Origin of the sequence: Demequina sediminis (assembly GCF_030296675.1) — a bacterium.
GTDB lineage: Bacteria > Actinomycetota > Actinomycetes > Actinomycetales > Demequinaceae > Demequina > Demequina sediminis.
In genome coordinates, this window is sequence record NZ_AP027736.1 from 630,981 (window position 1) to 645,791 (window position 14,811).

11 protein-coding genes and 1 pseudogene are annotated in these 14,811 nt (G+C 70.1%); 5 read left to right on the top strand and 7 right to left on the bottom strand.

Annotated features, from left to right (window positions below):
- The first annotated feature begins 57 nt into the window (after positions 1-57).
- Entirely contained in the window at positions 58-1,950 is a 1,893-nt protein-coding gene (dxs, locus tag QUE44_RS03270; RefSeq protein ID WP_286215838.1) for a 1-deoxy-D-xylulose-5-phosphate synthase, read from the top strand.
- Positions 1,951-1,992: 42 nt separating this feature from the next.
- On the opposite strand, the gene QUE44_RS03275 is transcribed toward dxs, so the two are convergent.
- Together QUE44_RS03275 and QUE44_RS03280 are read right to left on the bottom strand one after the other, a co-directional pair.
- A complete protein-coding gene (locus tag QUE44_RS03275; protein WP_286215839.1) occupies positions 1,993-3,288 on the bottom strand; it encodes an HRDC domain-containing protein in 1,296 nt (431 codons plus the stop codon).
- Positions 3,285-3,845 carry a DUF3000 domain-containing protein gene (locus QUE44_RS03280; RefSeq protein WP_286215840.1) on the bottom strand — a complete coding sequence of 187 codons (561 nt, stop codon included), beginning with the start codon at positions 3,843-3,845 and terminating at the stop codon, positions 3,285-3,287. Before QUE44_RS03280 ends, QUE44_RS03275 begins: the two co-directional genes overlap by 4 nt.
- A gap of 101 nt (positions 3,846-3,946) precedes the next feature.
- Here QUE44_RS03280 and gnd point away from each other — a divergent pair, with 101 nt between their 5' ends.
- The gene (gene gnd / locus QUE44_RS03285) at positions 3,947-5,383 is read left to right on the top strand and encodes an NADP-dependent phosphogluconate dehydrogenase (protein WP_286215841.1); all 1,437 of its coding nucleotides are present in this window, start codon (positions 3,947-3,949) and stop codon (positions 5,381-5,383) included.
- Between the two features lie 165 nt (positions 5,384-5,548).
- On the opposite strand, the pseudogene QUE44_RS13945 reads toward gnd, so the two are convergent.
- Positions 5,549-6,160: pseudogene (locus tag QUE44_RS13945) on the bottom strand (dihydrofolate reductase family protein); the annotation flags it as partial.
- 59 nt (positions 6,161-6,219) lie between these two features.
- On the opposite strand from QUE44_RS13945, the gene zapE reads away from it, so the two are divergent.
- A complete protein-coding gene (gene zapE, locus QUE44_RS03295; RefSeq protein WP_286215843.1) occupies positions 6,220-7,215 on the top strand; it encodes a cell division protein ZapE in 996 nt (331 codons plus the stop codon).
- 1 nt (position 7,216) lies between these two features.
- Here the strand turns inward: zapE and QUE44_RS03300 are convergent, their stop codons facing one another.
- Entirely contained in the window at positions 7,217-8,110 is an 894-nt protein-coding gene (locus QUE44_RS03300) for a PPK2 family polyphosphate kinase (protein ID WP_286215847.1), read from the bottom strand.
- 108 nt (positions 8,111-8,218) lie between these two features.
- Between QUE44_RS03300 and QUE44_RS03305 the strand changes: the two genes are divergently transcribed.
- Together QUE44_RS03305 and QUE44_RS03310 are read left to right on the top strand one after the other, a co-directional pair.
- Entirely contained in the window at positions 8,219-8,401 is a 183-nt protein-coding gene (locus QUE44_RS03305; protein WP_286215848.1) for a hypothetical protein, read from the top strand.
- A gap of 98 nt (positions 8,402-8,499) precedes the next feature.
- On the top strand, positions 8,500-9,858 hold the full coding sequence (locus tag QUE44_RS03310) for a DUF222 domain-containing protein (protein WP_286215849.1): 1,359 nt from the start codon (positions 8,500-8,502) through the stop codon (positions 9,856-9,858).
- Positions 9,859-9,926: 68 nt separating this feature from the next.
- On the opposite strand, the gene treZ is transcribed toward QUE44_RS03310, so the two are convergent.
- The 3 genes from treZ to QUE44_RS03325 form a co-directional block, all read right to left on the bottom strand.
- Positions 9,927-11,669, bottom strand: coding sequence for a malto-oligosyltrehalose trehalohydrolase (treZ, locus tag QUE44_RS03315; RefSeq protein WP_286215850.1), 1,743 nt, complete (start codon positions 11,667-11,669; stop codon positions 9,927-9,929).
- A complete protein-coding gene (gene treY, locus QUE44_RS03320) occupies positions 11,666-14,122 on the bottom strand; it encodes a malto-oligosyltrehalose synthase (RefSeq protein WP_345378115.1) in 2,457 nt (818 codons plus the stop codon). The genes treZ and treY overlap by 4 nt, the downstream gene beginning before the upstream one ends.
- A gap of 143 nt (positions 14,123-14,265) precedes the next feature.
- Positions 14,266-14,781, bottom strand: a complete 516-nt coding sequence (locus QUE44_RS03325; RefSeq protein WP_286215854.1) for an organic hydroperoxide resistance protein — start codon at positions 14,779-14,781, stop codon at positions 14,266-14,268.
- Positions 14,782-14,811 lie beyond the last annotated feature (30 nt).

Below are 14,811 nucleotides of genomic sequence, written 5' to 3' on the forward strand. Positions count from 1 at the left end.
AACGGCCCCGTCCGGCGTTGTCTACGCCAGGCGGGGCCGTACCCGTCAGGTCGTACAGTGGGAGGTCCCACAGGTAAGGAGTGTCGCGTGCTGGAGCGCATCGGGTCGCCTCGTGATCTGCGTGGCTTGACCTATCCGGAGCTCTCCGAGTTGTCCTCGGAGATTCGCGACTTCCTGGTCGACAACGTGTCACGCACCGGGGGACACCTGGGCCCCAACCTGGGCGTGGTCGAGCTCACGATCGGCATCCACCGGGTGTTCGAGTCGCCCCACGACTCGATCGTCTTCGACACCGGCCACCAGTCGTACGTGCACAAGCTCCTCACGGGACGCCAGGACTTCTCGTCGCTGCGCAGGCGCGGAGGGCTCGCGGGCTATCCCGCGCGCCAGGAGAGCGTCCACGACATCGTCGAGAACTCCCACGCTTCGACCGCGCTGTCGTGGGCCGCGGGCATCGCGCGGGGGCACACCCTGCGCGGCGAGACCGGCCGCACCACGGTCGCCGTGATCGGCGACGGCGCGCTCACGGGAGGCATGGCCTGGGAGGCGCTCAATTCGCTCGGCGACTCGCGCGACCGGGTCGTGGTGGTCGTCAATGACAACGGGCGCTCGTACGCGCCGACCATCGGCGGTCTCGCGCGCAAGCTCGACGGCATCCGCATCGACCGTCGCTACGAGGACTTCCTGGGCTGGGGCAAGCGCACCTTCGAGAACCGCGGACGGCTGCGCAACTTCGCGTACCTGTCCGTGATGCACGGCAAGCGTGCGCTCAAGGGCCTGCTCACCGACCCCGGCGTGTTCTCGGACCTGGGGCTCAAGTACATCGGCCCGATCGACGGCCACGACCTTCGCCATGTCGAGACCGCGCTCGCGCAGGCGCGGGACTTTGGCGGCCCCGTGATCGTGCACGTGCTCACCGAGAAGGGTCGCGGGTACATTCCCGCGGAGCAGGACGCGGCCGACCGCTTCCACGCGGTGGGCCAGATCCACCCCGAGACGGGCCTGCCTATCGAGGCGTCGCGCTTCGGGTGGACGTCGGTGTTCGCGGACGAGATTGTCGAGATCGCGCAGGAGCGACCCGACGTGGTCGCGCTCACCGCCGCGATGCTCGCTCCCGTGGGTCTCCAGCCGCTCGCGGACCGCTATCCCGAGCGCGTGATCGACGTCGGGATCGCGGAGCAGCATGCGGTGACGAGCGCCGCGGGACTCGCATACGCGGGCCTCCACCCCGTGGTCGCCGTGTACGCCACGTTCCTCAACCGCGCGTTCGACCAGGTGCTCATGGACGTCGCGCTGCACCGCGCGGGCGTGACCTTCATGCTCGACCGCGCGGGAATCACGGGCGACGACGGCCCGAGCCACAACGGCATGTGGGACATGGCGTTGCTGCGCCACGTGCCCGGGCTGCGGCTCGCCGCGCCGCGCGACGAGCCGACCCTGAGGTCCGCGCTGCGCGACGCCATCGAGGTCGACGATGCGCCGACCGTGGTGCGCTACCCCAAGGGAGCGGTCGGGGCGCCCGTGCCTGCGCTGCGTAGGGTCGGCGACCTCGACGTGATTGCCGAGCACGGCGACAACCCCCGCGTGGTGGTCGTGGGCCTGGGATCGATGGCGACCACGGCGGTCGGCGCCGCCGAGAAGATCGCCGCGGACGGGTTCGCGACCCTCGCCGCGACGGCGACGTGGGTGCACCCGGTGCCCGAGGGGCTCGAGGAACTCATCGCGGGCGCCGACCTGGTCGTGACGGTCGAGGATGGCCTGACCGATGCCGGGATCGGCGAGGAGTGGGCCGCGTACGCGCGGCTGGCGGGCGTACGCGCGGAGTGGGCACACCACGGCGTGCCGCGCGAGTTCCTCCAGCACGCGACACGCGCGCAGATCGTGGACGACCTGGGTCTCGACCCGTCCGCGATCGCGGATGCGACTCTCGCGAGGCTCGAGCAGGACTGACCCGCGGCGTCTCCCGACGCCGCGGGGCGCGAGGCCGAGGCCTCAGTCCTCCGCGGGCGCGGGGGTGGCGGCAGGAGCAGGGGCGAGCGCGTCGAAGGCAGCCGCGAGCTCGGGGGCCACCAGGTCGATCTGCCACGGGCGGGCTCCGCGCGACGCGAGGAACGTGCGAATCCACGTCTCGCCGCCGCCCGGGTACTCCCAGCACGCGCGACGCAACGCGTCGGGCTGGAGGAGGTTCTCCGCGGGGACGTCGTGACGCTCCACGAGAGCGCCGATGATGGCGCGCGCGGCGTTGAGCCGGGCAAAGGCCTCGGGCCGCTTCTCCTTCCACATGCGCTGCTGCGGTGGACCGTCGCCCTGAGGCGCGCGTCGTGCGGGCAGTTCGCGCTCCTCGAGAGCGAGCGCCTGCGCGATCGCCGCGTGCCACTGCGGGGCGCGGCGGCGCGTGCCCTTCGACTGGAACTCGCGCACCGCGATCAGGTCGTCGAGCGTGCGCGGCTTGGCCATGGCCGCGGCCACGATCGCCTGGTCGCGCAGCACACGACCGGGGGAGATGTCGCGGCGACGGGCCTCCGCGTCCCGTGCCTCCCACAGCGCCTTGACGATCGCTAGCTGACGCTGGTCGCGCAACAGGTGAGATCCGGACGTGCGCCGCCACGGCTCCTCGCGAGGCTCGGGCGGGGGAGCGAGGCGCACGGCCTCGAACTCCTGGCGCGCCCACTCGCTCTTGCCCGCGGCGTCGAGGTGCGCGCCTAGGCGCACACGCAGGTCGAGCAACACCTCGACGTCGAGAGCGGCATACACGAGCCACGCGTGGGGAAGCGGGCGGGTCGACCAGTCTTGCGCCGAGTGCTCCTTGGCGAGCACGAATCCGAGTTCGCGCTCGACCACCGCCGCCAGGCCCACCTTGGGCCACCCGAGCAGCCGCGCACCCAGTTCGGTGTCGAAGATCCGCGCCGGGCGCATCCCCAGGTCCCTCATGCCTGGCAGGTCCTGGCTCGCCGCGTGGAAGACCCACTCCGCGTCGCCGAGCGCCTCGCCAAAGCTGCTGAGGTCAGGCAGCGCATCGGTGTCGATCAGCGCGATGCCCGCGCCCTCGCGCTTGAACTGCGCGAGGTACGTGGCCTGGCCATACCGGAAGCCCGAGGCGCGCTCGGCATCCGCTGCCACGGGACCGGTGCCCGCGGCGAATGCCTCGCACGCCCGCGCGAGAGCCTCGGGCGTGTCGATGATGTCGGGCACGCCTCCCTCGGGCTCGGTGAGCGGGATGAGTGGTGAGGCGTCCTCGGACGGAGGGGTAGCGGCGTCCTCAGGGGACGATGCGGCGGGCTGGGTCACGCGGTCCTTCCCGGCAGCGCGCGCACACCCTCGGGTGTCGGCGGGACGCCCGCGCAGGCCGCCATCAGTTCTGTCCACGCCGCGATGTGCGGCGCGAGGTCGGTGGTGGTGGGCGTCCACGACGCCCTCAGCTCGATCGTGACCTCGTCGGGTCGGTCCGCGAGTTCGCCGAACGACTCCGAGGTCACCTTGGTGACGGTACCGCCCCTGGCGCGGTGCGGTGCACCGGCGAGCGACTCGGTGAGCCACGACCATGCGACCTCTCCCCACAGGTCGTCGCGGCCCACCTCGGACTCGACCGTCGCCTTCACGAGGGCGATCACGCGCATCGTCCCCTCCCACGCGGGCTGTCCCGCGGGGTCGTGGAGGATCACGAACCGCCCGGACGCGTCGAAGCCGTCACCGTCGAGGTCACCAGAGATCGCGGCGGCGAAGGGCGCGATGCGCCCGGGGGCTGGCACCTCGGTGAGGGCCACGAGCGGATGCGTGGGGGCGTCGCGCAGCGACAGCAGCGCCGCGCGGAAGTCCGCGGGCGCCGCGCCGAGGTCGCTTGCCATATCCGGAGCCTAAGCCCGCGTCGCGCGCGTGACCGTACGCCACGCGACAGCGGACCGTCTAGGCTGTTTCCGTACCCCGGAACCCTCGAAAAGGATGGACGATGGCGCTTGCTCAGATTGGCGTGACCGGACTTGCGGTGATGGGCCGCAACCTCGCACGCAACTTCGCACGCAATGGCTTCACGGTCGCGGTGCACAACCGCTCGGTCGAGCGCATGCGCTCGCTCATCGAGGAGCACGGCGACGAGGGCGCGTTCATCGGCTGCGAGAGCCTCGAGGACTTCGTGGGAGCGCTGGCCACGCCGCGCACCGTCGTCATCATGGTGCAGGCCGGCGGTCCGACCGACGCCGTGATCGACCAGCTCACGGGGCTGCTCGAGCCCGGAGACATCATCGTCGACGCGGGCAACGCGCTGTACACGGACACGATGCGTCGCGAGAAGGACCTCGCCGCCAAGGGCCTGCACTTCGTGGGTTCGGGAGTCTCGGGCGGTGAGGAGGGTGCGCTGCTGGGCCCCTCGATCATGCCGGGTGGTCCCGCCGAGTCCTACGTCACGCTGGGCCCGATCCTCGAGAAGATCGCCGCCAAGGCCGAGGACGGGACGCCGTGCTGCGTGCACGTGGGTCCCGACGGTGCCGGCCACTTCGTCAAGATGGTCCACAACGGCATCGAGTACGCGGACATGCAGCTGATCGGCGAGGCGTACGACCTGCTGCGCACGGGACTCGACCTCGAGCCCGCAGAGATCGCCGACATCTTCGCGGAGTGGAACCAGGGCGACCTGGAGTCCTTCCTCATCGAGATCACGGCCGAGGTGCTGCGCCAGACCGATGCCCGCACCGGCAAGGCGCTCGTCGACGTCATCAAGGACGAGGCGGGCCAGAAGGGCACCGGTCGCTGGACCGTGAAGTCCGCCCTCGACCTGGGCGTGCCCGTCACCGGCATCGCCGAGGCCACGTTCGCGCGTGCGATCTCGTCCCAGGTCGCCCAGCGTCAGGCCGCGCGCGGCGTGCTCGCAGGCGACACGCAGGCCTTCGACGTCGAGGACCGCGCCGCATTCATCGAGGACGTTCGGCTCGCGCTCTACGCGTCCAAGGTGGTCGCGTACGCGCAGGGCTTCGACCAGATCCGCGCCGCGTCCGACGAGTTCGGCTGGGACATCACGCTCGGTGACATGGCGAAGATCTGGCGTGCGGGCTGCATCATCCGTGCGCGCTTCCTCGACCGCATCACGGAGGCGTTCGAGCGCAACGCGGCACTGCCGAGCCTGCTGGTCGACCCGTACTTCGTCGACGAGATTGCGGGCGGCGTGGGTGCGTGGCGCCGCGTCGTGGCGCAGTCCGCGCTCACGGGCGTGCCCGCGCCCGCGTTCGCATCCTCGCTCGCGTACTACGACTCGCTGCGTGCGGAGCGTCTGCCTGCCGCCCTGATTCAGGGCCAGCGCGACTTCTTCGGAGCGCACACGTACAAGCGCGTCGACGCGGAGGGCACCTTCCACACGCTGTGGTCGGGTGACCGCACCGAGATCGAGGCCTGAGTCTGCGCTCGCTCTAGGAGCGCCGGGTCCACCGGCGCATGACGAAGCCGCCGCCCTCCAGGGTGGCGGCTTCGTCCATTCCGGCGGGGACCGGGGGATCGCGGGTGCCGCGGCGGCGCCGACGACAGGGGACTCGGTGAGGCAGTAGTCGTCCACCACGCCGCGGTTGAGCAACCGGCCCGCGAGGGTGGGGCCGCCCTCGCACAGCACGCGGGACAGGCCGCGCGCGCCAAGTTGGCCGATCGCGGTGCGGGGAGACACGTCCTGGTCTCCGGCGATGATGAGGCGCTCGGCCCATTCGGGACCGAGCCTCGCGGTGGCGGGGGAGCCCGCGTGGGTCACCACCCAGGTGCGTGCCGGGGTGAGTCCGGGCGGAAGGTTGCCGGTGTGCGTCACCACGGCGACATCCACGTGCTCGCGCAACCCGAGCATCGTCCTTGCCTGGGCGAGCCCGGGACGCACGGCGAGGTCCGCGTAGCGCTCCCGGCGGGCGGTCTGCGCGCCCACGAGCACGACGTCGCACAGCGCACGCAGCACCGCGAGGATGCGTTGGTCCTCGGGGCCGCCCAGTCCTCGTGACGTGCCGTCGGCTCCGGCGGCCTTGCCGTCCGCGCTGGCGATGAGGTTCAGGCGGACGATGCCCGCGCGGTGGGGGTAGAGCGCGCGCAGCCTGGCCTCCGCCGGGTCGGGCGGTATCTCCCCGGGTGGCTCGCCTCGCGCGCCTCCCGTCAGGGTGGCGCCGGGTGGCGTGTGCTCGGGCGCTGTGTGATCGGCCATCGCGCCTCCCCGCTGCGAACCCGTCCTCGCGGCCCGAAGGTGCGCCGTAGGCTGGGCACGTGAGTGTGTCCGTCCTGGGTCGAAGGCCCGTCGTCGAACCCGCGGCTCTCATCGCCGGCCTGGTGCCGCCCCCGCACTTCGCGGAGGCATCGTTCGACTCCTATGTCCCCGATCCCGACCACCCCAGTCAAGCACAGGCGCTGGCAGCGGCGCGCGACTTCGCGCGACCGCATCAGCGGCGGCTGAGGAGCCGGCGGGGTCCAGGGGTGGGCCTCTACCTCGACGGCGGATTCGGTGTGGGCAAGACCCACCTTCTCGCCGCGATCGCGCACGCTCTCGACGGTCGGGCTGCCTTCGGCACCTTTGTCGAGTACACGAACCTCGTGGGAGCGCTGGGCTTTGCGGCGGCGCGCGAGGCGCTCTCGGCGTTCGCGGTGGTGTGCATCGATGAGTTTGAACTCGATGACCCGGGCGACACGCTGCTGATGGCTCGCCTCATGCGCGAGCTCACCGATGCCGGGGTGTGCGTCGCGGCGACGTCGAACACGCTTCCCGATGCGCTGGGTGAGGGGCGGTTCGCGGCGGAGGACTTCCAGCGTGAGATCCAGGCCGTGGCGCGCGTCTTCGAGGTCATTCGTATCGATGGGCCCGACTACCGGCACCGTGGATCGCTCGACTTCCCCGCTCCAGCGGACGCCGGCGCGTTGGACGCCGCGGCGGCAGAGCAGGGGGCCGCGCGCGTCGCGTGGGAAGCGCTGGTCGCGGATCTCGCGCACGTGCACCCGAGTCGCTTCGGCGCCTACGTGGATGGGGTGCGGGTCCTGGTGATCGACGGAGTGTTTCCGCTGGCCGATCAGAACCAGGCGCTGCGCGTCGTGGGCCTCGTCGATCGGCTCTATGACCGGGACGCGCGGGTGCTCGCGGGCGGGGGTGGACTCGAGACGATCTTCACCGCCGAGATGATGCGCGGCGGCTACCGGAAGAAGTACCTGCGTGCGCTCTCGCGCCTCGAGTCGATGGTGCATGCCGCGATCGAGCACCACCGGCCCGTCTAGCTCAGGGGGTCTCCTCGAGCATGCGGGCCAGTCGAGCGCGCTCGGCGTCGAGGTCGAAGTCGGCCGCGGGCCACGTGAGGTTCATGTCCTCGAGCGTGTCGACGAGGAGCTGGGTGACCGCGAGTCGCGCGTACCACTTGTGGTCCGCGGGAATCACGTGCCACGGCGCCGATGCCGTCGACGTGTGATCAAAGACGTCCTGGTAGGCGTGCATGTAGTCGTCCCACTTCGCGCGCACATCGAGGTCGCTGGGGTTGTACTTCCAGAACTTGTCGGGCCGCGTGAGGCGTTCCGAGAGCCGCTCGAGCTGCTCGTGGGGAGAGATCATGAGGGCACACTTCAGCACGGTGATGCGTGCGGCCTCGGTCTCCCTCTCGAAGCGGATGATCTCCTCGTAGCGCTCGAGCCACGGGTCGTCCTCGACCAGTCCATCGACGCGCACGACGAGCACGTCCTCATAGTGCGAGCGGTCGAAGACGCCGATGCGCCCCGGCTGCGGAAGGGCGCGACGAATGCGCCACAGGTAGTGGTGCCGTCTCTCTTCCTCAGTGGGGACGCCGAACGCCCGCACCGTGACTCCCTGAGGGTCCACCATTCCAAGTACGTGCCGCGATATGCCTCCCTTCCCGGACGTGTCCATCCCCTGCAGGACCAACAGCACCGCTCTGGTGCCGCCCGAGCGCCCCTCTGCGTAGAGCATCTCTTGAAGGTCCGACAGCCTGCGCCCCAGGCGCTTCATGAGGGCCTCTCCCGCGGCATCGTCCCCATCGAAACCGGGCGTCGCGGACGTGTCGAGCTCACCGAGGTCGAAGCCGGGACCCACGCGCAACGCGTCCGCGGCGCGTCCCTCCCAGCCGGCCGTGGCTGACCGCTTCTTGCCGGACTTCTTGACCATGTCGTCCTCCGTTGGATCGGGTCCTCTCACCGTAGCCGTGCACGCGGGCTCACGCCCTGATAGACCTGGCAGGAGGGGCGCACAGCGTGGCCACGAGGGAGGTGTGCGGTGAGCAGGGACGGCGGCGCGGCGGCGAGCGGTGGCGCGCTCTACGGGCTCGGGATCTTTGGCGGGATCGTCTGGTTCTGGACGCAGGCTGAGGGGTTCTGGGAGCACGTCGGCGCGATCTTTCAGGGCATCTTCTGGACCGCCTTCATGGTCTACGAGGGCTTCAGGGCACTCGCGGGGTAGAGCGGGGGCGCCAGGGTGATGCCTGGTATTCGTGTCTTTTCGCTTGGCGGGGAGCCCCTTTTGTCCTGATTGTCAGACCTTGTGTGTTGACTGTTGTCATGGATCTTTCGCTTGGGCCGGTGGTTGCCGGGGTGGCCGATGTGGTGGCTGGCGTGGTCGCGCAGTTGCGGGTGTTCGAGGGGCGGGAGTTGGGCTCGTTGTCGGATGCGGAGCTGGTGGAGTTGCAGGGGGTGGTGGCGGGTCTGGCTCGTGCGGTGGAGGTGCCTGTCGCGATGGTGGCGGGGGAGGTGGCGCGGAGGTCTTCTCCCGAGGTCGGTGGCGGCCTGGCCCGTAAGCAGGGGTTTCGTAATGCGGTGGCGATGGTGGCTGCGGGGATGGGTGGTACGCGTGGTGGGGCGCGTGATCTGATCGCCGCCGGGACGCTGCTCAATGCTGACGGTGACGGTGACGGGGCCCGCTCGCTGGGTGCGGTGGTGGCGGAGGCGTTCAGGGCGGGTGAGGTGTCGGCGGCGAAGGCGGCACTGGTGAGTGAGGTGATTGCCCAGTGCTCCGGTGAGGGGCGCGACACCGAGCGCGCCGAGGTGGAGCAGGCGCTGGTCGTGAAGGCGAGGAAGGTGTCGCTGGAGGATCTGCGTCACGCCGGTCGCCAGGTTCTTGCCTCGTGGGATGCGGATCACACGCTCGAGCGTGAACAACGCGTCCACGAAGCCAGGTTTCTGCATTTCAAGGAGACCGTGGATGGGATGGTCGCGGTCAACGGGCTCCTTGATCCTGTCTGCGCGGCGCCGTTGATCGCGTTCCTGGATGCTCGGGTACGGGCAGGGTTCGCCCACAAGCGCGATGCGGGCGACACGTCGCGTGATCCGCGGGAGGCCGGTTGGATGCGTGTTGACGCCCTCGCCGATCTCGCCAGGCATGGGCTGCGCTGCACCCAGCCCGGCACGGGTGTGTCCACGACCGTGGTGGTGCGCGTGTCGGAAGAGGCACTCCGGACCGGGCTGGGGGTAGGGGACTGCGACTCGATGGCGACACCACTGACCGCGAAGCAGTTGAGGCTGATGGCGGTGGATGCCCAGATCCTGCCGATGGTGTGCGGTGGTGACTCGCTTCCCATGGATTTGGGTCGGGCGGTGCGGTTCTTCACGCCTGCGCAACGCCTCGCACTGATCGAACGCGATGGGGGATGTGCGTTCTGTCACGCCCCGGCCGCGTGGTGCGATGCCCACCACGTCAACGAATGGGACCGCGACCACGGTGAAACCAACCTGCGCGACGGGCTGATGCTGTGTACGCGTTGCCATCATCGACTCCACGACGACGGCTGGAGTGTCCGCACCACAGCGACCGAGGTGTGGTTCATCCCACCAGCATCGGTCGACCCCACGCGTACCCCCGTCCAAGGAGGCAAACGCGCACTCGAGATCCACCCACCCCAAGCACCACCACAGGCAGCATGACCACCCGACGCGCCCCCACCACCCGCGCGCTGTGCCCTCACGCGTCGCGCCCCTACGTCGCTACGTCGCTACGCGGCTACGAGTGCGACGGCGTCGGGCTCGAGCACGATCTCGCGCCCCTCGTCCGTCACCGTGCCGAAGGCCCCCAGAAGAGTGCCGCCGAGCACGCGCATCGGCTCGTCGGACAGATTCGCATGAACGTAGACCGGCCCGTGCATCGTCAGCTGGCGCGGCGCCTGCTCGGTCACCGCCGCCGGATGGCGGGACCACGCGCCCTCTGCCAGCGTGCGGGGCCTGACCTCCATGACCATCGCGACCCACCGTTCGATGCGGGCGTTCGTCGTGGTGGTCGAGGCAAGCCCGGAGCCGAGCTTCGAGCGGAGGAAGGTCTGGCGATCCTGCGGATCCGGAACCTCGACGTGGCCGCCATACAACTCGTCCCATCCGTGCCCGGCGAACTCGCCCATGCGGCCCTCGGATACCGCGGTGCCCAGCGGCTCGTCGTGGTCGGTGAAGAACATGAAGGGCCGGGTCTCCCCGTACTCCTCGCCCATGAACAGCATGGGCGTGAAGGGGGACAGCAAGACGAGGGCGAGCGAGGCCGCCTGCCCACCAGGGCTGAGCCTGCTCGCCGGCCTGTCGCCGATCGCCCTGTTGCCCACCTGGTCGTGATTGGACGCAAACACCACGAATCGGCGGCGATCGACGTCGTGCGGAACCGGCCGCCCCCAGTCGGTGCCGCGGAATGTCGAGAAGCCGCCGTCGTGAAGGAAGACGTCGCGGTAGACCTTGTCGAGGGCCTCGACGGAGCCGAAGTCGACGTAGTAGCCGTGCCGCTCCCCGGTGAGATACGCGTGGAGCGCGTGATGGACATCGTCCGCCCACTGTGCCGTCATGCCCAGCCCGCCTGCGGAGGTCGGCGTGACCATCCTGATGTCGTTGAGGTCGGACTCTGCCGTGAGTGACAGCGGTCGGGCGAGTCTCGCGGAGAGCGCGGCGGTCTCGTCGGCGAGCTCGGCGAGGATGTGCCTCGGTGAGTCGTCCACGAGTGCGTGCACGGCGTCGAGCCGGAGCGCGTCGACGTGGAAGTCCGTGAACCACCGCAGGGCGTTGTCGATGATGAAGCGGCGCATCCCCTGCGCATGGGCCTGGTCTAGATTGACGGCCCAGCCCCATGGGGTCTCGTGTGCGTCGGTGAAGTACGGCCCGAACTGTGCGAGGTAGTTGCCGTCCGGTCCCAGGTGGTTGTAGACCACGTCGAGGCACACGGCCAGTCCATGCCGATGCGCGCGGTCGACGAACCGCTGGAGCGCCGCCGGTCCGCCATAGGCGTCGTGGACCGAGTACAGCGCGACGCCGTCATAGCCCCATCCGCGCGTGCCGGGGAAGGCCGCGAGGGGCATCAACTCGATCATCTCGATGCCTCGCGCGGCGAGGTCGCTCAACTGATGATCGTCGATGCCATCCAGGGTGCCCCGTGGCGTGAAGGTGCCCACATGCACCTCGTAGTGCACGGCTCCGCGGGCGTCGCGGCCCGTCCAGTCGGAGTCGGTCCACGCGAATGCGCTCGGGTCAAAGATGCGGGACGGACCATGAACGCCATGGGGCTGCCACGCGCTGCGGGGATCGGGGAACGGTCCCGCGCCGTCGATCGCGAACGCGTAGTCGGTGCCGTCGGGAAGCGCGGGGCCTTCCCACCACCCGGACTCACCGGCCGGATGCATCACCTGAGTGACCGCGGAGTCGGCCGGTCCCACGAGGACCTCGACACGCGACGCGGCGGGCGCCCACACCCGCACCGGCGCACTCACGCGCGCTCCAGCAGCGCGACGGGGTGAGACTTGAGCAGTTGCGCGAGCGGCACCGGGCCTCCCTCGACCGTGTGACGGCCAATCACGTCGCGCCAGCGACCCTCCGGAAGCTGCACGGTGTGCTCGCCCCACCCGCCGAGCCGCTCGAGCTCGAGCGCCGCGCGGGTCACCACGGTGATGGTGACGGCCTCCTCGCCCACCGTGCGCGCGAAGACCACGGCGTGGCCGGAGGACGATGCCAAGGGGACGTAGCCGGCATCGTCGCCAATGAAGGCGGCAGGCTGGGCGCGCCGCAACCGCAGCGCGGAGGCCGTCACCAGCATCTTCTCCTCGGTCAGGCCCCGCGGCTTGGCGCGTCCCATCACTCGCGCGAGCATCTCCGCCCGCAACTCGAAGTCGACGGGCCGGCGATTGTCGGGGTCGACGAGGCTCGGGGCGACCACCTCGGTGCCCTGATAGACGTCGGGCACGCCGGGGATCGTGAGCTGCAGAAGCTTCTGGCCCAGGATCGCCGCGCGCACGCCGGTCGCGGTTGCGCGGTGCCAGGCGATGAGCTCGTCCCGCACGGCGGGGTCGGCGTGAGTCGTCTGCGCGAACCACAGCACTTGCGACTCGTAGGTCTCGTTGACCGACGTCCACGTGGTGTGCGACTTGGCCTCACGCATCGCCTTGACCAGGTAGCCCTCGAGGCGGTCCCACTCCATCACCCCGTCCTCGTCGGACGTCCCGACCAGCGTCTGCCACCACAGGTTCTCGGTGCGACCGTCGAGCTCCGCGGGGCGCAACTCGGCAGTCACCTCGCGCAGCCGCTGCACCAACTCGTCCCACTCGTCGGCCGCCTCGGACAGCACTCCCAGCCGCGCGCGCACGTCCTCGGAGCGCTTGATGTCGTGAGTCGTGAGGCACGTCATCGCGTGGGGGTAGAGCTGCTGCTGCTCGTGCGCCCACGCGTGGAAGGCCGCCGGCGGCATCGCGAAGCGTCCCGCGGGGGAGCCCACCTCGCACAGCGGCAACAGGTGCGTCCAGCGGTAGTACGCGGTGTCCTCCACGCCCTTCGCCATCGTCGCGCCGCAGGCCTGCTGGAAGCGGGTGATGAGCTCGCGTCGCTTGGCGTCCGTCGTGCGCCCGGCGGAACCCACCTCGGCGCCCTTGAGCAGGTCCACCACCACATCGAGCGTCTCGTGACGCTCGGGGTCGAGGAGGCGGCGCGCGCGCTCCGCGGCGTGATCGATGGTCTCGAGCGAGTCGGGGCGCGGCGGGGCGTCGGCGACCACGTATGCGCGGTACCGATCAAAGGTGACGAGCATGGTCCGCAAGCAGTCGTAGAGCGCGCGCCACGTGTGGTCCCGGAGCCGAACGTCCGTCGTGCACACGTGGTGCGCGATCGTCGCGAGTCGGTGCACCTCGCTCGACAGCGACTCCTTCACGATCTCCCGCTTGGCGGCGTCGATCATGTCCGGCAGCTCGCCCATCGCGTCCCCGGCGACGCGATGGAGCGTGCCAGCGAGCGGCGCGGCGCCAGCCGCGTCCCTCAGTAGCGCCCCGACGCGCCAGGAGGCGTCGTATCCGGTGGTCCCGGCCGTCTTCCAATGCGTGGGAAGCCGCTCCTCGTCCTCGAGGATCTTCTCAACCACGATCCACGCTCCGTGGGTCGCGGCGGACAACCGCGCCAGGTAGCCCTCGGGGTCCGCGAGGCCGTCGGGGTGGTCGATGCGCAGGCCCTGCAGCGTTCCGTCCTCGATGAGGGAGACGATGCGCGCGTGGGTGGCATCGAAAACGTCGGGGTCTTCGACGCGCACGGCGACGAGCGAGCCCACGTCGAAGAAGCGGCGGTAGTTGAGCTCCTCGTTGGCGACCCGCCAGTACGCGAGGCGATAGTGCTGCTGCTCGACGAGCGAGGCCAGCGGGAGGTGTTCGGTGCCCTCGCGAATCGGGAAGACGTGGTCCCAGTACCGCAGGACCGGCACCTCTCCGCGGTCCTCGAGTCCCGGCACGACCATGCGGTCGACGGCCAGCTCGCCCGCGGCGAGCACCGTGCCGATACGCTGGCCCAGCACCGGCATCAATACTGGCTCGCCCGACTCCCAGTCGACGTCGAACCAGTGCGCGAATGGCGAGTCGTGCCCCTCCTCGAGCACCGACCACAGCGCCTGGTTGTGATACGCGGGGGTGGGAACCGCCATGTGGTTGGGGACCACGTCGGCAATGAGCCCGATTCCCCGCTCACCTGCCTGCCACGACAGCTCGCGCAGTCCCTCCTCCCCGCCGAGCACGTCGGAGATGCGCGCGTGGTCGACCACGTCATAGAAGTGCGTCGATCCCGGAGCGGCCGTGAGGATGGGGGAAAGGTACAGGTGCGTGACGCCCAGCGCGGCGAAGTAATCCAGCCGCGCCGCGGCATCGGCGAAGGTGAATGCCGCGCTCAACTGCAGGCGATAGGTCGACAGCGGCACCGGCGCGTCCGGGCGATGACCCAGCCTCTTCGTGCTTCTCGTACGTTCGTGCGTGACGTCGGACATAGAGAAAACCAGCCTCCTCGGATCTGACCATCATGACAGACGCGACCCGAGGCGCTGGCATTCCCTTGAGGCGGGATTTACCTGACACTGACCTCGATGTCGACGGGGATGTTGCCGCGCGTCGCGTTCGAGTACGGGCACATCTGCTCGGCCTTCACGGCGACCCGCTCGGCCGTCTCCTGGTCGATTCCCACGGCGGTCACGTGGAGTTTCACTCCCAGGCCGAAGCGGTTGAGCGCCACGGGTCCGATGCCTACGCGCGCGGTGACGGTCGACTCGATCAGCTTGACCTTGAGGAGCTTCGCCGCGCCCTGGAACGCAGAGTTAAAGCACGCGGAGAAGCCCGCCGCGAACAGCTGTTCGGGGTTGGTCTTCTTGGGCTGCGTGATCGGATTGGGGATCACGAGGTCGAGGTCCAGCAGGCCGTCGCTCGAGGCGACGCGGCCGTTGCGTCCGTCGCCGGTCGCGGTGGCCTCGGCCGTGTAGAAGGCCTTGGGGCGGCGAGGGGCCTTGCCGCGCGGCTGCTCGTCTTCGGCGGCCGCCGCGGCGAGGTCGTCGGTAGCGGGGGATTCGGCCGTGGGGTCGAGGGTCATGAGTGCTCCTTCGTGGCGTGTCCTGTAGAG

What these genes read in the sequence shown, in the direction of transcription:
- QUE44_RS03325 (WP_286215854.1), bottom strand. Translation starts at nt 14,781, where the DNA reads ATGACCCTCGACCCCACGGCCGAATCCCCCGCTACCGACGACCTCGCC.
- gnd (WP_286215841.1), top strand. Translation starts at nt 3,947, where the DNA reads ATGGCGCTTGCTCAGATTGGCGTGACCGGACTTGCGGTGATGGGCCGC.
- QUE44_RS03310 (WP_286215849.1), top strand. Translation starts at nt 8,500, where the DNA reads ATGGATCTTTCGCTTGGGCCGGTGGTTGCCGGGGTGGCCGATGTGGTG.
- QUE44_RS03300 (WP_286215847.1), bottom strand. Translation starts at nt 8,110, where the DNA reads ATGGTCAAGAAGTCCGGCAAGAAGCGGTCAGCCACGGCCGGCTGGGAG.
- QUE44_RS03280 (WP_286215840.1), bottom strand. Translation starts at nt 3,845, where the DNA reads ATGGCAAGCGACCTCGGCGCGGCGCCCGCGGACTTCCGCGCGGCGCTG.